The organism is Candidatus Proelusimicrobium volucris (assembly GCF_959605025.1).
In the GTDB taxonomy this organism is placed as follows: Bacteria; Elusimicrobiota; Elusimicrobia; order Elusimicrobiales; family Elusimicrobiaceae; genus Proelusimicrobium; species Proelusimicrobium volucris.
In genome coordinates, this window is the sequence record NZ_CAUHCY010000002.1 from 133,992 (window position 1) to 150,305 (window position 16,314).

Genomic DNA, 16,314 nt, shown 5'->3' on the forward strand with positions numbered 1-16,314 from the left:
TATAGTATTTACATTGGTATAATTAAAATATGGCGAAAAGCAAATTCCGCAAAATATACGCGATAGGCGACGCGCACGGCAATTACTATTCTTTCAGCGCGGTTTTAATTTGCGCCGGCATAATGGATCCGGAACTTAATTGGACTGCGGGCAATTCGATAGTGGTGCAGATGGGCGACATATTGGACCGCGGCGACAGCCCGTTGGAAATAGACCGCCTCTTGGACGTGCTTGCCATTCAAGCCAAGAAAGCGGGCGGGCAGATTATAAGGCTTGTAGGCAATCACGAGTTGGAAATTTTAAGAAGGAATTATCATATAACCTCGCTGCCTTATTTTCATATAGAAGCGTTCAGACGCAAACTTATCAAGGGTATTCTTGCCGGCGCCTGGCAGGCGGCATATAGCGCGCGGCACTATCTTTTTACGCATGCGGGAGTATGCGACGGTCTTTACCCTGTGCTTAAGGAAGAAATCGGCCAAAAGCGCCCCAGCCTTTCCAAGATAGCCAAGCATATAAACGAAGTCTTTTTGGAAGCCGTCCGCACCGACAGTTATCATCACGCCATATTTAATGTCAGCCATTTGCGCGGCGGGCGCGACAGATACGGCGGCATATTTTGGGAGGATTTGACGTCTCTTATCGCGGGGCACGAGTATCTGCCCTATAAGCAGATAGTGGGGCATACGCGCACCGGCCAAATAGTGCGCAGCGAGGACAGCAAAATCCTGGCAATAGACGTCGGTATGGAGAAGGTGTTTGACGGCGAATTTGAATATTTGGAATTTAATTCTTCGGGCAAGCCCGAAGCTGTGGGAGTAAAGTGATGAAAGATGACAAAGAAGCCTGCCGCCTGTTCGGCGAGCTTAACAATACCATACTTGCCTTACGCGCTCCAGGCGGCTGTAAATGGGACCGCGCCCAAACGCACGAAAGCCTTATAAAAAACCTGCGGGAAGAGAGCCAAGAAGTCATCGACGCCATAGAAAATAAAGACGATGACAACTTCTGCGAGGAATTGGGGGATCTGCTCCTGCAAGTTTTGTTCCACGCCGCGATAGCCGAAGAGCAAAACAGATTTTCCATAAGGGAAGTAATAGACGGTGTAAATCAAAAACTTATCCGCAGGCACCCGCACGTATTTGGCGGGGCAAATGCATCTTCGCCTGAAGAAGCGCTTGCAATGTGGAAAGCGGTCAAAGCCAAAGAAAAGGAAATGAAAGCCGCCAAGAAAAAGGAAATCAAATGAAAAAGATAAAAATAATTTCGGCTTTGCTGTTTTGTTTCGCCTGGCAATATGTTTTTGCATATCAAGGGTTTAACGTCAACGGCGGATACATTATGCCTATGGAAGTGTCTTTATACGGCGGCGCGGCCTTTTCCGACACTCGTAAAACTTGGCTCGGGCAAGATGCCGATTTCGGCGGAAGCGGATTTGTGCTGGGCGGGACTCTTATGGGGCTGATAAGCAACTATTTCAGCGTTGGTTTTGACTTTTCTTACACCAATTCTGGTTATGGCAAGAGCGTAGCTTTGCCGCAGGGCGATTTTGATTTCCGCATGGAGCAATACCGGCCTATGTTGCTAACGAAGACATATCTTATTTCGCCGGCAATTTCCAGGTTTTCTTTGTATGTTCCGCTTGGCGCGGGGCTGGATTTTGCAAGGGTGAGCCAAAGGCAAAGCGGAGTTGAGGATAAAAAAGCCGACACTCTTTCGGGATTTGCGCTGTCGGCGGGCTTGGGTGCGGAATTTAATTTCGACAACAACACTTTTATTTCTTTTGAAGGGCGTTATAATTGGGCGTGGTATCCCGGCTCAAACGATTATGATTTATCCTCGGCCAAAAGCGCATTTGCCGCCGTTAAGCTGGGCATAAGATTTGACAGCGGATACGAATTCCTCTACTGATTATTGGCCTGCTGCGCCGGGACGGTAAAGAGTTTCTTCAGCAATTCGTAAACTTTTTTGTTCGGGTTGCCCTGCGCGTATTGAAGCAAGGCCCTGGTGTCGGGCACCGTTGCTCCGCTTTGTAAAAGCAGGGCGGGGACTTTCTCATTCGGGTTTTTATTGGCCGCCGCCATAATTATGCTGGTGCCGTTATTATCCGTTGCGTTTACGTCTGCGCCCGCGGAAATAAGGGCCTGTATTACCGGTAAATTTTTATTTGTCAGAACGGCGGTCATCAGGGGGGTGTCGCCGTTATTGTTTGTGCCGTTTACGTCTGCGCCCGCCTGTACCAGGGCGTTTATCGGTTCTGCCGTTTTGCTGAACGCGGACGCCAGCATAAGCGCATTGATTTGGCCTTTCATTAAAGCCTCAAGATTTAAATTTTTCTTAAGTTCTCGCTTAATGACGGCGGTATTGCCGCTTCTTATCGCCGAAACGAGCGCGGCGTTATTGAACCAGATTGAACTGTCGTTAAGATTTTTTGGGTTTTTGCGTTCCTCAAATTCCGCGTTAAGCTGTTTAATTACGGCATTGTATACGTCTTGATTTTGATTTTGTGCCGCAAAATCCATTATGTGGCCGGTATCAAGTTTATTTTTGCTTTTTTCCATAAGGGCCAAAGTCACTTCCGGGACGGGATTGCTTGTCGCGGCGGTAAGAAGGGCGGTAAAACCCTGATTGTTTTTGGAATCGATATTGGCGTTATTTTCCAAAAGCAGGTTGATGATTTTGTCGTCCTTTGCGTTTGCCGCGGCCAAGATCAGGGGAGTATTGCCCCTTGCGTTTTTTAAGTTGATTTCAGCTCCGTTTTTGATCAGAAAATCTATCAATTTAGGGTCTTTGTTTTCCTCTATAAGTTTAAAAATCAGGGTGGATCCCTCCCTGTTATATCCGGCGTTCAGATTGGCACCGGCTTGTATGAGGGCTTTTATATTGCCGAGTTTTTCGGGCTGATTCAAGACGGCGGCCATTACGGGGGTGGTGGCGTCTTTGGCGCGGATATTGGGGTCAGCCTTAACGGTTATTAACGCTTTAAGCCAAGCGTCGTCGCCTTCTTGCGCGGCTTTGTAGAGCAAAGTTTTTCCGTCTTTATCCTGAGTGTTTATGTTCACGCCGTTTCTTACGAAAAGAACCAGTTCCTCTATGTTTTTGTGTTCACTTAAAAGCGAGGAGGCGTCCATTCCCGAGTTTTCCTCTTTCGCGGTTAAATCCGTTTTTCTTACGGCACTCATCAATTTTTTTGTATCGCCAGACTGAAACGCGGCTTTAAATTCCGTGCTGTTATACCACGGTATTTTTACCGTATTTTCAATTTTGCCCATAAGCAGGAAGTTTATGTCCGCCTGCGTAAGATTGACGTTCTGTATAAGCGCCTGTCTGAAGGCGGGGTCGTTTCTGCCTTGTGCGCCCGCCTGCAAAAATAGCAATATTACATTTTTGTTTTTATTATTTTCGGCCGCCAGCATCAAGGGCGTTTTGCCGGAAGGGTCGGCTTGTTCAATATCCGCACCAGTCATTATTATGGCTTTGGCAATATTGGGGTTTATATTGTTTTTCGCGGCAAACATAAGGGCGTTATATCCTTGTTTGTTTACGGCGTTTGGGTCTATGCCGACGTCTATCAGTGTCTGGATAAGTTCGGCGTCGGTTGAGTACTGTACGGCCAAAGTAAGCGGAGTGTCGCCGTTTTTGTCTTGGCTTTTTACGTTTATGTTCGAGGTGTAAATATATCCGCTTACCGATTTGAAATCTGACAATTGTAAAGCCTTGAGGAAAGATTGGTTTTCATACCATTCATTGTTTTTCCCGCCGGAGGAGCAAGCCGCCCCAAAAAAAGACGATAAAATCAGACAGATAAACAAAAAATGTTTCATAATGTTTCCTTTATTCTATTATACCGCCGCCCAAGACGGTATTACCTTCGTAAAACACCGCGCTTTGCCCGGCGGTAATCGACATTTGCGGCTCGTCAAAAATTACCTGTGCCTTGTCTTCTCCCAAAGGCTTTACGGAAGCCAAAGCAGGGATATGCTGGCGCCTTATTTTTACCATCGCTTTAAATTCGCCTTGCGGTCTTCGTACGGAACACCAATTAACCGAAGACGCAGTTAATTCGTGGGAGAATAAATCTTCCTTAAAGCCCGCCACTATTTGATTCTTTTCGGCGTCTATTTTTATCACGTATAAAGGTTTTTGGTTCCCGCCGCCGGTGAGGCCCTTTCTTTTGCCGATGGTGTAATTCCATATTCCGTTATGCGCGCCGATAACTTTGCCTGTTTTGTCGACTATTTTGCCGGGCTTGGGCGGAAATTTTAGAATATCGTTATAATCGCCGCAGTAGAAATCCTGGCTGTCGGCCTTGTCGGCTACGGGCAAGGCATATTTTAAAGCCATTTCCCGGACCTCTTTTTTTGTATAAGCGCCAAGCGGGAATAATGTCTTTGAAAGCTGTTCCTGGCCCAATCTGTAAAGGAAATAGCTTTGGTCTTTAGTTTCGTCCTTGCCTTTTTTGAGCAGCCACATATCTGTTTTGGCGTCAAATTCTATAATTGAATAATGCCCTGTGGCGAATTTGTCAAAATCAATGCCGTTTTGTCTTGCGGCATTGGGCAAAGCGCCGAATTTAACGTAACTGTTGCACCATACGCACGGATTGGGCGTTCTGCCAAGGCGGTATTCATCCTTAAAATTGCCCAAAACGATATTTTTGTATTGTTCGCGGCAGTCTATTACTTTAAGAGGTATATTAAGGAAATCGGCTACTTTTTGGGCTGTGGCGATATCGTTCTCTTCAGGGCCCAGACAGGCTTTGTTGGGCACTTTAGGCGTGGGCATGGATTCGTCCCAAATGGACATAATCGCCCCAATGACTTCATAGCCTTGCTCTTTAAGGAGCAAAGCCGTCATTGTCGAATCTACGCCTCCGCTTAAACCTACCAATACTTTTTGCATAGCAATATTCTAACAATTTTGAAGCCGCTGAGAACAATATAAACTTAATTTGATATAATAAATAAAGAAGTTTAAACGCTTCTAAACAAAGAAAGCAGGCCTCTGCGCCGGCAATAAGCCGGAGCGAATGGCTATTTTCCGCTTTTTTTGATAAAATAGAGTTATGTATTCAATAATAGAAACAGGTGGAAAACAGTACTGGGTAACCCCCGGTCAAAATCTGCAGGTTGAAAAACTGGAGGCGGAAGTCGGTTCTACCGTAGAGCTTAAAGCTCTGTGGGCGGCTGAAGCGGAAGGTACCTCGTCAGATGCCAAGGCGGCGAAAACCGCCAAGGTCACCGCGGAAGTCGTAAGACATTTACGCGGTCGCAAGATTATTGTTTTCAAGAAAAGACCCAAAAAAGGTTACGAAAGGACCATGGGTCACAGACAAAATCTTACAGAAATCAAGATTAAAGAAATAATCTTATAACCGGCTTAAAGCCAAGAATAGGTGGATAACAATGGCACATACAAAAGCACAAGGTTCCTCTTCCAACGGAAGGGACAGTCACGGTCAGAGGCTTGGTGTTAAGAGATACGGTTCACAGTTTGTGAACGCCGGCGAGATTATTCTTAAGCAGCGCGGCACCAAAATATTGCCGGGCAACAATGTCTCGAAAGCCAGCGATGACAGCCTCTTTGCCAGAGTTTCGGGTATCGTTACCTTTGAATGGGCTAAAAAGGGCAAACAGCAAGTTTCTGTTTATCCTAAAGAGGAAGCTAAAAAATAGACTTTTTTAGTCTTAAAAGGCGGCCTTTTAAGGCCGCCTTTTTTGTTTGGGAAATTATTTTTGGTGTTTTACTCTTTTGACTAAAAGGCTTATGTTCGTTTTTGACTTGCTATAATAAATATATGAGCAAACAGATTTTATTGATTTTGTTTTTAATTCCTTTCGTTGCGGGTTGCCTTGGCGGGAAAGCCAATATCTATGAACGCCAGAAGAAGAACATAAAAGCCGAAGAGTGCAGCCCTTCGCAAGTTTATCGTACTTTTGACTACGAGCAAGGGGAAGTAGAGAAAGCTTGCAAGCAGGTATTGGAAGCTTACGAATATAAAATAAACGACGAGCTTATCAAATACGGCTTTCTTTACGGGCAAAGCGGGAAAGCGGATTCCTCTACCGCTACAAACATATTCGTAGCGCCGTGGATTTGGCTTGGCATAATCTCGCTAAGATATGAAGAGGAAGTATCTTTTTCTGGGAATATTTTTATTAAGCCGGAAGGAGATATTACTAATGTCAAAGCAGTTTTCTTTAGGGAAGCGTGGGATAATAAAGGCGAACTGCTTAGAAGTTATAGAATAAAGAACAAAGCTTTATATGATAAATTTTTTGAGGATTTGGCCTTTGTGCTTTCTCAAGTTATTCCGGAGCCGAAATGAAGAAGATATTTTTAGTTTTGTTTTCTTTTGTCTTTTTATGCGCTTGCGCGCATATCTCGGCTAATGATAGCGGCGAGCAATTCCGTTCCAAATACTATGATGCCGCTTATCAAGAGCTTACGGCTCGCGCCCTGCTTGAAACGCTTAGCGAAGCGGGCTTTGCCGTGGAAAAGCCCGAAAATAAAGACTTTTTTGCCAAAGGCGTTTCTCAAGACGGGAAAACCGAGGTCTTGGTTTTTCTGAAGGAAACAACCAAAGGTGTGCTAGTGGAGATTTCTTTTTATTATAAAGATAAACCCATAAAAAAAGAGAAACCGTATAAAGGCTTTTTTTCCGATTTGGATAAAAAAGTTTTTGCGGAGTGAAAATAAAGCTCTATAATGTGTACTATATCTCCGATAAAAGGTAAAATATAAACAATACGGACTATTTTATGGAAGGGAAACATGCAGGCCAATAATTTTTTAGACAGAGTTAAAATATACGTAAAAGCGGGCAAAGGCGGGGATGGCTGCCTTTCGTTTAGGCGCGAGAAATTTATAGAATTTGGCGGGCCCAACGGCGGTAACGGCGGGCGCGGCGGCGACGTCTATTTGCAGGCCGAGCCTAATCTTACCACTTTGCAGGAACTTGCCTATAATCCGCATATAGAGGCCGGCAACGGCGCCAAGGGCGGCACTTACAATAAGACGGGCGAAGACGCGGAAGACAAAATAATACTTGTTCCGCTTGGTACGGTAGTAAAACAAGACGGCAATATAATAGCGGATTTGACTTTGCCCGGCCAAAAGGCGCTGGTAGCGCGCGGCGGGCGCGGCGGGCGCGGAAATCAAAGTTTTAAGACCAGAAACAATACCGCCCCGCGCATAGCCGAAAACGGCCAGCCCGGCGAAGAAGTAACCCTTATATTGGAGCTTAAAGTATTGGCCGACGTCGGTTTGGTGGGTTCCCCCAATGCCGGCAAAAGCACGTTTTTAAGCGCAGTATCTGCGGCCAGGCCGAAAGTGGCAGATTACCCTTTTACCACTTTAAACCCGAATTTGGGCATAAGCACGCACAAGGGCAAGAGTTTTATAGTAGCCGATATCCCCGGCATAATAGAAGGCGCGAGCGAGGGCAAAGGCTTGGGGCATCAGTTCCTTAAACATATAGAACGCACACGCGTTTTGGTGCATATGATAGATCCCCAGGGTTTTGAGGATATGGACGCTTTGAAATCGGTCAAAGTGATAGAGGGCGAACTTAAGAATTTCAGCAAAGAGCTGTCCAAAAAGCCCAGGATACTCGTCGTAAACAAAGCGGATTTGCCCGATGCCAAAGAAGTTTTTGAGAAGATAAAAAAGAAATACGCCAAATATCCCGTCTTTTTGATTTCGGCCGCGGCCGCTGTGGGGATAAACAAGGTTTTGGACGAAGTTATAAAGATTTTAGCCAAGAACCCGATAGTCGCGCCGAAAGAGGTAAAGACGGGCGGCCCCGTAATCCACGCGGTGGAGCCGATGTTCAGGATAACCAGGCTGGACGAAGAGCGTGTGCAAATAAGCGGCAAGAAGATAGAGGAATTTATCTCTATGACGAATTTCTCTCAGCCGGAGGCTGTGCAGCGGCTTAGAGGCATTTTCAAGAAGGTGGGGCTGGAGAAAGCTTTGTTGAAAGAAGGCGTAACTGACGGCAGTGTTATAGTGGCCTGCGGGCGCGAATTTGAATGGAACGGCAGTGAAGTCGACGAAGAAGTTTCCGCCTTGCCCGATAGAATAGGCGGATACAAACGGCGCGAAACCAAGGCCGAGCGCCTTGCCAAGCGCAAAGCGCGGCGCGCCGCAAAAGAAGGTTTATAAGTTGTGGGGGGGTATATGGAACTTGCCGAAAAAGCGTTAAGACATTATTTCGATTTCAAGGGCCGCGCAGGCATTAGGGAATTTATTTTGGCGCACATAATGATAGCGCTTGTTAATATATGCCTGCTGGCCGTTTTGCTGGGGCTGGTTTTTATAGGCAATCTTATAGCCTCAAAAGTCGGCGGGATAAGGGCGTCTTACGCTTTCTTGGACGGCGCGCAGACTTTTGTCAGCATTGTGTTGGTGTTTTCGATAGGTCTTGGCATAGCGGCGATAGATTCCCGCAGGCTGCACGATTTAAATTTAAGTTCCTGGTGGCTGGTCGGCGCGGTGGCGCTGTTGGTCGCCTTAAACATATACGGCTTTTTTGCTTTCGCGACTTATTTACATCTTTTCTTTATAATCGTATTGCTCTTCCCCGCGGACAAACGGGCCAACAGATACGGCCCCGCGCGCGTTTCGGTGCTTAGGGAAGAGGACGAAGACTTCTAACCTTATAAGAACAAACTTACTATTTTTTCGGCTTTGGCGTTCATCGCGTTTCTAAGCTGAGGAGTATCGTCTTTGTATCCGATCAGATGCAGTGTGCCGTGTGCGGCCAGTACGGCGTTTTCAAAAAGAGCTCCGTGGCCTTGTTCTTTGGCTTGCCTTTTGGCCTGCGCGGTGCAGACGAACACATCGCCAAAGGTGCCGCCTATCTTCTTGTCGTAGGGATAATTGAAGGAGATAACGTCAGTCACGTAATCGTGGCCGATATATTCGCGGTTTATTTTATGTATTTCTGCTTCTCCCACGAATACGATATTTACTTCGCCTTTAAACCCGGCAGCTTTGCCCAGGGCTTTTAAGACGATGTTTTTGTAGGCGGAAGTTTTCCTGTAATACTTTGCTATCTGCGGGCGGTAGAAGATGTTTACTTGCATTTTTTCTCCCATTTGTCATAGGCTTGAATAATGTCTTTTACCAACGGGTGGCGGACAATATCCTCGTTTTCAAATTCGAAGAAGCCTATCTGCGGCACTTTGCCCAATATTTTTTTTACGTTTAAAAGCCCGCTTTGTTTGGAATTGGGCAAATCTATTTGGGTAATATCGCCGGTAACTATTATCTTGGAGTTAAGCCCCATACGGGTAAGGAACATCTTCATCTGTTCGGGCTGGGTGTTTTGGGCTTCGTCCAAAATAATAAAAGCATTTTCAAGTGTGCGGCCCCTCATATAAGCCAAAGGTACGATTTCTATGATATTGGCGTAACGAAGGGAGTTAAACTTTTCCGCGCCCAGCATAGCCTGGAAGGCATCATATACGGGCCGCAAATAAGGGTCCACTTTCTCGTTGATGTCGCCGGGTAGAAACCCTAGCTTTTCGCCGGCTTCCACTATCGGGCGGGTAACGACTATTTTGCCTATTATGCCAAGCTGCAGCGCCCTAAGCGCGCAAGCGGCGGCAAGGAAAGTTTTGCCCGTACCCGCAGGTCCTGTGCAGATGATAAGATCCCGCTCCCAAATCAATTTGACGTATTCGTTTTGGTTTAAGGTGCGCGGCTTTATCGGGGAAGCGTGTGCGGGACGGAAAACTACTCCGTCCGCGAAAGGCACTTTTTGGGAAGCGGAGGCATTAGGGGCGGGCGGCACTCTGAGCAATTCCAAATTTTTCTGTATTTTTGAATAGGCCTTATCCACGCGGGAGTGTATCCCGCTGATTGATAATTCCGCCCCGCCGTCTTCGTCGGTGTGTTTCACGTTGAGGGCTATTTTAAACTCCTTTTCCAAAGCGCGGAGGTTCCTATCCTGTATTCCTAGTACGGCGTAAATTTCGTCTTTGTTTAGGAGCTTTATTTTCTTTATCACAGAAATTTCGTCCTTCCGCGCGGTATCACCACAATGCCCGAAGGATCGATATAGTAATTTTGGATATCGTCCTCGTGGTTTATGCCGATTTTGCTGCCCGCGGGGATATTGTTGAAACGGTCCATAATGGTCTTTTTAATATGGCAGTTTTTGCCTATCACGCAAGAGTCCATTATTACGCTGTCCTCAATTATCGCGCCGTCCATTACCACCACATTGCTGGCCAGAACGCTGTTCTTTATCAAGGTTTTGGGGTGAATGACGCAGCCGTTGCTAAGCATGCTGTTTTCCACCGTGCCGCCCAGATAGGAAGTCGGCGGCAGATTGTGGACGGAAGTGTTTATCGGCCAATGCGGATTGTTCAAATCGAATTTAGGATTTTCGCCCAAGAGGTCCATATTAGCCTGCCAATACGCTTCTATGGTACCGACGTCGCGCCAATAGCCTTGCTCTTCGTAAGGCCTTAGCCCGGCGAGTTTATCGGACGGGAAATCGTAGGCGAAAGTCCTGTGCGTTTTAAGTATTACGGGTATAATATTCTTGCCAAAATCCAAAGAGGGAATGTCGCAGTATTTTTGCTGAAGGATTTTTAAAAGGACGTTCTTATCGAAGATATAATTGCCCATAGATATATAGGCATTTTTCGGGTTGCCCGGTATCGGGTGCGGATTTTTAGGTTTTTCTTCGAAGTTGATAATTCTGTTATTGTCGTCGACCGCCATAACGCCGAAGGCGGAGGCCTCTTTAAGCGGCACCACATTTGCCGCGACGGTTACATCGGCTTTATTTTTGATGTGGAAGTCTATCATTTTGGAAATATCCATTCTGTAAATATGGTCCGCGCCGAAGATTACCACCAAATCGGGGTTAAAATCATTAATCAAGCTGATGTTTTGGCGTATGGAATCGGCGGTTCCTCTGTACCAATGTTCGCCAAGGCGCATTTGCGGGGGCACTACGGTGAGGAAATGATCCCTGCTGATGCCTTGCGTGGGCCAGCTTGTCCTTAAATATTCTATAAGCGACTGCGACAAATATTGCACCAATATATAGGAAGAAAATATATTAGAATTGACGAAGTTGGAAAGCACAAAGTCTATAATTCTGTACTTGCCGCCGAAAGGCACCGACGGTTTAGATCTTTCTTTTGTCAGCGGGAAAAGCCTTTCTCCTTTTCCGCCGGCCATAATCATACCCAATACTCTCATAAAGTCTCCTTAAAAAGCCGAAAAGGGCTTTTATTTTTTATGTAAAAGTTCAAAAGCGGCCCAAGTCCAGGGCAGTTTTTGTTTAAAAATCTTTTCGATCGCTTGCGCGTATACGCGTATTTCGTATTGTGCGTGTCCGTCGGCCCTGAGGGAGAGGAAGTTTAGCAGGCTTCTGGCGTTGACGGTCCAATAGAACTGCGTATACTGGCTTACCGGCAGCAGGCCGCGGGCCATTTCTCTGGCGACGCCGGCCTTTAACAATTTTTGATACGCTTGATAAGAGGCTTCAATACTGTCGGCATAGATTTTTAAAAGGGTTGCGTTGTCCAAGTCCTTGCTGGAGAGGGAACCTTGTTTATTGTGGGTATCCTGCACGCGGAATTCAGTCGGTATATAAAATTCGTCTTTGACTTCGGTATACCTTGCGCTGACTTCGTTGTAGGAGGCTATTCTGTGCCTCATCCATTGCCTGGCCACGAAGATAGGGCATTTTATGTGAAATTGAAATGTGCAGTGCTCAAACGGTGAAAGATGCTGATGCTCCATAAGATATTTTATTAAGGCTTTGTCTTTTTCCTCGCCTTTGCTTACCCCTCCGAAGGATACTCTCGCGGCGTTGACGGTTCTTAGGTCGCTGCCCATGAAATCTATCAATTTGACGAAACCGTGGTCCAGAAGATGGACTATTTCTTCCTGTTCGGTTTGCGGGTAAGTTGTATTCATAAATATCTCCTGAAGTTAAAAAGTTAAATCTAAATTGTCTGCGGGTTATCCGCTTTAATTTAATATATTAAAAATTGTCCGTTGCGTAAACTGCCATAAATCCGCCTTCGGCGGTGCCATAAACGGCGGCAAGCGTGTTTTTAAACGGGCCAAAATTGCCCTGTTTCATATCGTAAAGCGTGCCTTGCAGCGGCAGTACTTTATATTTGCCGAAATTGCTTCCCGTCCATTTAAGTATATAAATATTTGCGGAAGGATTGTCCTTATCCATATTATTTTGCGCGGCGGCCAAAAAAGTTTTACCCTCTTCGCCGCCATTAAATATGGGCAGAGGCAGATAAAGAGAGTGTTTGGCTTTGTTAAACTCAAAAACATTTGGTGAAACGGAAAAATTATTTCCGCCTTCGGATAGCGCAAAGTCTGTCGGCTCGCCGAGGCGTGTTCTTATCTTGCCGTCTTGTGTGATGTATATGGGTGTCAATACGCCATCGCCTTCCAAATCCGCCATATTAAAACCGAAGATGGTATTCAAGCCTTTTATTTTCAAAGCCTCTCCTGCTTGATAAGCGCCGTTTTCAAAAATCAATCTGGCGGGCGGAGTAAGATTGTTCCTTTTTCCCGTTTTTACCACTTTTTGGGTATAAAGCACTCTGGGCCTGTTGTATGGTGCCAGGCCTTGGGTTAATCCTTCGAAGGGTTGTCCCGCCTTAAGTTCGCCGCCCTCCATTGAAAGGGGAAGCGTTTCAAAGGTATTGTCCAGCGGGTTGAAAATGGTAACGAACAGCGTCGCCTTGCCGGTATCGGGCAGAGTAGCGCAGTCGAGCGCGAGTATATTTTTTACCCGCGGAATTTTGTAAGAAGCTTTTTCAAGAAGTTTTTTATTTTCCGAAAGCGAAAAGATTTTTATTTCATTGTCGCGCGCAAAAGAGAGTACTGCTTCGTTTATAGCGTTGCCGTCGATGTCGCAAAGCGCGGCGAAGCGGGGCGCCTCTTTAAAAGCTGGGCTTTGCCAGAGCGATTTTACGGCATTTTGTTCTGGGAATTCGGCCTCTAGGAAAAGGACGTTTTGTTCGGCCGGGTTATTTTTACTTTTAAATTGCGCTTTTAAACCCAGTACTTCTATATCCTTACCCAATTCGCCTACGGCGAAAAGGTCTTTTACTCTGATAATAGTGCCGTTTATTCTTTCGCCTTCTTCCCTGCCGAGCGATTTGCCCGTTTTCGGGTTGATAATTTCTTCTCCCGGCAAAACTATTTCAAACAAATCCCCGCCGCGCGGAAGTTTTTTTGTGTCGGACAAATCAAAATAAACTGTTTTTCCGTCTTGTCTTATCACTTCCGCGCCTTGCGCGAAAAGGGGCAAAGCCAAGGCGGAAAACGCCAAGAAAAAAAGCAGAGATTTTACGGGAATTTTCATAAAATTATTCTAACTTATTTGTTTATTAAATAGGAAGAGTAATTTGATAGAATTAAGTATATGGAAATAAAGAAAGCGGCGATATTTTTTAATCCTTCGCGCGAAAGCTGCGCGGCGGCGGCTGACGCATTGGCGCAAGCGGCGCAAAAAAGCGGGATAAATTATTATTTTGCCGATTATTCCGCATCTTTAAACGACGTTGAAAAGGATACGGACATAATATTTTCGGTCGGCGGGGACGGAACTATTTTGAAAACGGCGCGCGCGGCGGCCAAAAGCAATATAAAGATTTTGGGCATAAACGCGGGACATTTGGGATTTTTGGCGGCGGCGGAGCGCGGGCTTGACTTTGTTAAACTTTTTGAAGACATAAAAAAAGACAATTTTATTTCCCAGCGCCGTATGATGTTAAATTGCCGCGTATACAGGCAAGGGCGGGAAGTATTTGGCGACTTGGCTTTAAACGAGGCCGCCGTGAGGGCGGTTTCGCCAAGGAGCGTCAAATTGAGCGCTCAATATTGTTCCTTGCCCATAAAGGAATATACGGGCGACGGGATTCTGGCGGCAACTCCCACAGGGTCTACCGCTTACAATTTGGCGGCGGGCGGGCCGATAGCCATGCCGGAACTTGACGTTTTTATTTTAACGCCGATTTGTCCGCATACTTTAAATCAGCGCCCTTTGCTGCTGCCCAGCGCGGGCGAGCTGCGCGTTAAGGTTATGTCGGAAAAGAGCCAATCTGACGCGGCGCTCAGCTTGGACGGGCAAATAAATTTTCCTTTGGATTGCGGCGACGAAATATCAATAAAAAACTATGAAGGCGGGGTAAATATTTTATTCCCTAAGGGATACGATTTTTTTAATATATTGAGCATTAAGCTCAAGTGGGACAGCAGATAATGCTAAAAAGTTTGGAAATAAAGAATTTTGCGATAATAAGTTCCGTAAAGGTGGCGTTTGGCGCGGGCCTGAATATTTTTACGGGCGAAACGGGCGCGGGCAAATCGATAGTGATAGAGGCTTTGGGTTTTCTGCTCGGTGCGCGCGGCGACAGCGGCCTGATAAAACAAGGTTCTTCCAAGATGACGGTATGCGGGGAATTTTCTTCAGATTCTCTGTCAAAAGCGCAGCTGGATAAATACGGCATAAAGGGCGCCGGTTTTACCTTAAAGAGGGAGCTCGACGTAAAAGGCCGCAACAAGGCTTGGATAAACGATAAAGCGGTATTGGTGGCGGACTTGGCGGATTTGGGAGCGGATTTGGTCGACTTCCATGGCCAGCACGAACATCAAACATTATTTAAGGCCGCCGCTCATTTGGATTTGCTTGACGAATTTGCGGGGCTTGGCGCGGAATTGGCGTCGTTTAAAAAAGAATATGATGCTTTTGTGGATTTAAAACATAAGCTTGCGGCTTTGGAAATGTCCTCGGAAGAAAAGCAAAGAGCTTTGGATTTGTACAAGTACCAGCTTGAAGAAATAGAAAAGCTTAATATAAGGGAAGGCGAAGACGAGGAAATTGAAGAAGTTTTACCCAAAATGAAAAACTCCGGCCGTTTATTGCAAGACGCCCAAACGGTATACGGCTATTTAAGTGAGATGGAAGGCTCGGCGGTGGAAACGCTGGCCAAGGCTTTAAACGCGTTAAGGCAGATGGCGGAAACGGACAAGACTCTTCAAAGCGCGGCGGAGGAATTGGAAAGCGCGCTTAATTGCGCGGGAGATACAGCCTCCACTATATCTGCGTATCAAGAGGGTTTGGACGCGGACCCGGAATGTTTGGATAAACTGCTTAGCAGACAGGAGGATCTGCGCCGCGCCAAAGCAAAGTACGGCGCAACCCTTAAAGATGTTTTGGCTTTTGCCGACACTCTGCGGGAAAAGATATCGGCGCTGGACTGCAGCGGGGAGAATATCGCCAAACTCAAGCAGGCCCTTGAAAAACAGGATAAAAAACTTCTATGCTTAAATGAGGAGCTTTTTAAACGCAGGGAGGCCGCGTCCAAAGCGCTGGCTGCGCGCATTAAGGAGGAAATATCTCCGCTCGGGTTCGGGAAGGTGCGTTTTGAGGTCAGCTTGGACAAGCGCGGCGAAATCGGCCCGAAAGGCGACATAGCGGCGGAATTTTTGTTTTCCTCAAATGCGGGCCAGGCTTTACGTCCGCTTAGAAATATAGCCAGCGGCGGCGAGATATCCAGGCTGATGCTTGGATTAAAGACGGTGCTTGCCGGATCATGCGGGACAATGGTCTTTGACGAAATAGATGCGGGCATCAGCGGCATTACGGGCAAGCTTGTAGGGCGCAAGATGCGGACCTTGGCCAAGAATAAGCAGATAATCTGCGTAACGCATTTGGCGCAAGTCGCGGCCTGCGGGGAAAAGAATTTCAATATAAGTAAAAAAGAGAGCGGGCAGAGTACTGAAGTTGAAGTCCGTGCGCTTGAGGGTGAGGACGTAATCCTGGAGGTAGCCAGAATGATCGGCAGCAGCGAAGGCGCCAAAGCAGGCTACCAGCACGCGGCGGACTTGATAGCGGAAGCCCTGTCGGTAGATTTAAAATAAAAGGAGAGTTATTTATGGCAGAAAAAGAAGAGAATATACCGGAACAGGAAACTGCTGTTACGGAATGCACCAAGGAAACTTGCTGCACGAAACGCAAATGCTGTATTACTCACAAATTATTTGGTCTTAAAGGTTTGAGCATAATATATAAGGTATTAAGCGTGCTTGCTTTGCTTTATATGGTATATGTACTTGCGATGCTCTGGTACTATGCTTTTAAAGAGAGCGCACCTTTAATGGATTCTCTGGCGATAACTTTGCAAGTGATTATAACATACGGCTTCTTTGCTTTGGTTATGATTACGATATCCAGAGTACTTAGAGTTCTTAAGAAGATCAAACACGCGGTAGAACACAAATAAGCGTTTTTTGATTATGCGGCGCGGCCTT

The 16,314-nt window shown here is 46.3% G+C and carries 19 protein-coding genes; 12 read left to right on the forward strand and 7 right to left on the reverse strand.

Annotated elements, in window-relative coordinates; all coding sequences use genetic code 11:
• Window positions 1–29: 29 nt before the first annotated feature.
• The 3 genes from ACQY3M_RS02685 to ACQY3M_RS02695 are packed head-to-tail and all read left to right on the forward strand — an operon-like array spanning window position 30 to window position 1,911.
• The gene (locus tag ACQY3M_RS02685) at window positions 30–827 is read left to right on the forward strand and encodes a metallophosphoesterase (RefSeq protein WP_428065925.1); all 798 of its coding nucleotides are present in this window, start codon (window positions 30–32) and stop codon (window positions 825–827) included.
• Window positions 827–1,249 (forward strand): MazG family protein, encoded by a 423-nt coding sequence (locus tag ACQY3M_RS02690; RefSeq protein ID WP_428065926.1) that lies wholly within the window; start codon window positions 827–829, stop codon window positions 1,247–1,249. The genes ACQY3M_RS02685 and ACQY3M_RS02690 overlap by 1 nt, the downstream gene beginning before the upstream one ends.
• The gene (locus ACQY3M_RS02695) at window positions 1,246–1,911 is read left to right on the forward strand and encodes an outer membrane protein (RefSeq protein ID WP_428065927.1); all 666 of its coding nucleotides are present in this window, start codon (window positions 1,246–1,248) and stop codon (window positions 1,909–1,911) included. The genes ACQY3M_RS02690 and ACQY3M_RS02695 overlap by 4 nt, the downstream gene beginning before the upstream one ends.
• On the opposite strand, the gene ACQY3M_RS02700 is transcribed toward ACQY3M_RS02695, so the two are convergent.
• Window positions 1,905–3,824 carry an ankyrin repeat domain-containing protein gene (locus ACQY3M_RS02700; RefSeq protein ID WP_428065928.1) on the reverse strand — a complete coding sequence of 640 codons (1,920 nt, stop codon included), beginning with the start codon at window positions 3,822–3,824 and terminating at the stop codon, window positions 1,905–1,907. The genes ACQY3M_RS02695 and ACQY3M_RS02700 overlap by 7 nt on opposite strands.
• A gap of 10 nt (window positions 3,825–3,834) precedes the next feature.
• Complete coding sequence (gene mnmA / locus ACQY3M_RS02705; RefSeq protein WP_428065929.1) at window positions 3,835–4,902, reverse strand: tRNA 2-thiouridine(34) synthase MnmA; 1,068 nt, start codon at window positions 4,900–4,902, stop codon at window positions 3,835–3,837.
• Window positions 4,903–5,065: 163 nt separating this feature from the next.
• On the opposite strand from mnmA, the gene rplU reads away from it, so the two are divergent.
• The 6 genes from rplU to ACQY3M_RS02735 all read left to right on the forward strand — a co-directional run bounded on the left by rplU (window position 5,066) and on the right by ACQY3M_RS02735 (window position 8,658).
• Entirely contained in the window at window positions 5,066–5,374 is a 309-nt protein-coding gene (gene rplU / locus ACQY3M_RS02710) for a 50S ribosomal protein L21 (RefSeq protein WP_428065930.1), read from the forward strand.
• A gap of 31 nt (window positions 5,375–5,405) precedes the next feature.
• Entirely contained in the window at window positions 5,406–5,675 is a 270-nt protein-coding gene (gene rpmA / locus ACQY3M_RS02715) for a 50S ribosomal protein L27 (RefSeq protein ID WP_428048098.1), read from the forward strand.
• Window positions 5,676–5,797: 122 nt separating this feature from the next.
• Entirely contained in the window at window positions 5,798–6,328 is a 531-nt protein-coding gene (locus ACQY3M_RS02720; protein ID WP_428065931.1) for a hypothetical protein, read from the forward strand.
• The gene (locus tag ACQY3M_RS02725; RefSeq protein ID WP_428065932.1) at window positions 6,325–6,693 is read left to right on the forward strand and encodes a hypothetical protein; all 369 of its coding nucleotides are present in this window, start codon (window positions 6,325–6,327) and stop codon (window positions 6,691–6,693) included. Before ACQY3M_RS02720 ends, ACQY3M_RS02725 begins: the two co-directional genes overlap by 4 nt.
• An 81-nt stretch (window positions 6,694–6,774) precedes the next feature.
• Window positions 6,775–8,166 (forward strand): GTPase ObgE, encoded by a 1,392-nt coding sequence (gene obgE, locus ACQY3M_RS02730; protein WP_428065933.1) that lies wholly within the window; start codon window positions 6,775–6,777, stop codon window positions 8,164–8,166.
• A gap of 15 nt (window positions 8,167–8,181) precedes the next feature.
• Complete coding sequence (locus ACQY3M_RS02735; protein WP_428065934.1) at window positions 8,182–8,658, forward strand: DUF805 domain-containing protein; 477 nt, start codon at window positions 8,182–8,184, stop codon at window positions 8,656–8,658.
• Between the two features lie 2 nt (window positions 8,659–8,660).
• Here ACQY3M_RS02735 and ybeY read toward each other — a convergent pair whose 3' ends face one another.
• From ybeY to ACQY3M_RS02760, 5 genes are all read right to left on the reverse strand, one after another.
• Window positions 8,661–9,089, reverse strand: coding sequence for an rRNA maturation RNase YbeY (ybeY, locus tag ACQY3M_RS02740; RefSeq protein WP_428065935.1), 429 nt, complete (start codon window positions 9,087–9,089; stop codon window positions 8,661–8,663).
• On the reverse strand, window positions 9,080–10,015 hold the full coding sequence (locus ACQY3M_RS02745) for a PhoH family protein (protein ID WP_428065936.1): 936 nt from the start codon (window positions 10,013–10,015) through the stop codon (window positions 9,080–9,082). The genes ybeY and ACQY3M_RS02745 overlap by 10 nt, the downstream gene beginning before the upstream one ends.
• On the reverse strand, window positions 10,012–11,223 hold the full coding sequence (gene glgC / locus ACQY3M_RS02750) for a glucose-1-phosphate adenylyltransferase (RefSeq protein ID WP_428065937.1): 1,212 nt from the start codon (window positions 11,221–11,223) through the stop codon (window positions 10,012–10,014). The genes ACQY3M_RS02745 and glgC overlap by 4 nt, the downstream gene beginning before the upstream one ends.
• Window positions 11,224–11,253: 30 nt before the next feature.
• Window positions 11,254–11,946, reverse strand: coding sequence for an FAD-dependent thymidylate synthase (thyX, locus tag ACQY3M_RS02755; RefSeq protein ID WP_428065938.1), 693 nt, complete (start codon window positions 11,944–11,946; stop codon window positions 11,254–11,256).
• Between the two features lie 67 nt (window positions 11,947–12,013).
• Window positions 12,014–13,363, reverse strand: coding sequence for a hypothetical protein (locus ACQY3M_RS02760; RefSeq protein ID WP_428065939.1), 1,350 nt, complete (start codon window positions 13,361–13,363; stop codon window positions 12,014–12,016).
• 60 nt (window positions 13,364–13,423) lie between these two features.
• On the opposite strand from ACQY3M_RS02760, the gene ACQY3M_RS02765 reads away from it, so the two are divergent.
• The 3 genes from ACQY3M_RS02765 to ACQY3M_RS02775 are packed head-to-tail and all read left to right on the forward strand — an operon-like array spanning window position 13,424 to window position 16,286.
• Window positions 13,424–14,263, forward strand: coding sequence for an NAD(+)/NADH kinase (locus tag ACQY3M_RS02765; RefSeq protein ID WP_428065940.1), 840 nt, complete (start codon window positions 13,424–13,426; stop codon window positions 14,261–14,263).
• On the forward strand, window positions 14,263–15,924 hold the full coding sequence (gene recN / locus ACQY3M_RS02770) for a DNA repair protein RecN (protein ID WP_428065941.1): 1,662 nt from the start codon (window positions 14,263–14,265) through the stop codon (window positions 15,922–15,924). Before ACQY3M_RS02765 ends, recN begins: the two co-directional genes overlap by 1 nt.
• Before the next feature lie 14 nt (window positions 15,925–15,938).
• Entirely contained in the window at window positions 15,939–16,286 is a 348-nt protein-coding gene (locus tag ACQY3M_RS02775) for a hypothetical protein (RefSeq protein ID WP_428065942.1), read from the forward strand.
• Window positions 16,287–16,314: the final 28 nt, after the last annotated feature.

Coding starts and splice junctions, on each gene's coding strand:
- ACQY3M_RS02685 (WP_428065925.1), top strand. CDS start 30: ATGGCGAAAAGCAAATTCCGCAAAATATACGCGATAGGCGACGCGCAC.
- ACQY3M_RS02690 (WP_428065926.1), top strand. CDS start 827: ATGAAAGATGACAAAGAAGCCTGCCGCCTGTTCGGCGAGCTTAACAAT.
- ACQY3M_RS02695 (WP_428065927.1), top strand. CDS start 1,246: ATGAAAAAGATAAAAATAATTTCGGCTTTGCTGTTTTGTTTCGCCTGG.
- ACQY3M_RS02700 (WP_428065928.1), bottom strand. CDS start 3,824: ATGAAACATTTTTTGTTTATCTGTCTGATTTTATCGTCTTTTTTTGGG.
- mnmA (WP_428065929.1), bottom strand. CDS start 4,902: ATGCAAAAAGTATTGGTAGGTTTAAGCGGAGGCGTAGATTCGACAATG.
- rplU (WP_428065930.1), top strand. CDS start 5,066: ATGTATTCAATAATAGAAACAGGTGGAAAACAGTACTGGGTAACCCCC.
- rpmA (WP_428048098.1), top strand. CDS start 5,406: ATGGCACATACAAAAGCACAAGGTTCCTCTTCCAACGGAAGGGACAGT.
- ACQY3M_RS02720 (WP_428065931.1), top strand. CDS start 5,798: ATGAGCAAACAGATTTTATTGATTTTGTTTTTAATTCCTTTCGTTGCG.
- ACQY3M_RS02725 (WP_428065932.1), top strand. CDS start 6,325: ATGAAGAAGATATTTTTAGTTTTGTTTTCTTTTGTCTTTTTATGCGCT.
- obgE (WP_428065933.1), top strand. CDS start 6,775: ATGCAGGCCAATAATTTTTTAGACAGAGTTAAAATATACGTAAAAGCG.
- ACQY3M_RS02735 (WP_428065934.1), top strand. CDS start 8,182: ATGGAACTTGCCGAAAAAGCGTTAAGACATTATTTCGATTTCAAGGGC.
- ybeY (WP_428065935.1), bottom strand. CDS start 9,089: ATGCAAGTAAACATCTTCTACCGCCCGCAGATAGCAAAGTATTACAGG.
- glgC (WP_428065937.1), bottom strand. CDS start 11,223: ATGAGAGTATTGGGTATGATTATGGCCGGCGGAAAAGGAGAAAGGCTT.
- thyX (WP_428065938.1), bottom strand. CDS start 11,946: ATGAATACAACTTACCCGCAAACCGAACAGGAAGAAATAGTCCATCTT.
- ACQY3M_RS02760 (WP_428065939.1), bottom strand. CDS start 13,363: ATGAAAATTCCCGTAAAATCTCTGCTTTTTTTCTTGGCGTTTTCCGCC.
- ACQY3M_RS02765 (WP_428065940.1), top strand. CDS start 13,424: ATGGAAATAAAGAAAGCGGCGATATTTTTTAATCCTTCGCGCGAAAGC.
- recN (WP_428065941.1), top strand. CDS start 14,263: ATGCTAAAAAGTTTGGAAATAAAGAATTTTGCGATAATAAGTTCCGTA.
- ACQY3M_RS02775 (WP_428065942.1), top strand. CDS start 15,939: ATGGCAGAAAAAGAAGAGAATATACCGGAACAGGAAACTGCTGTTACG.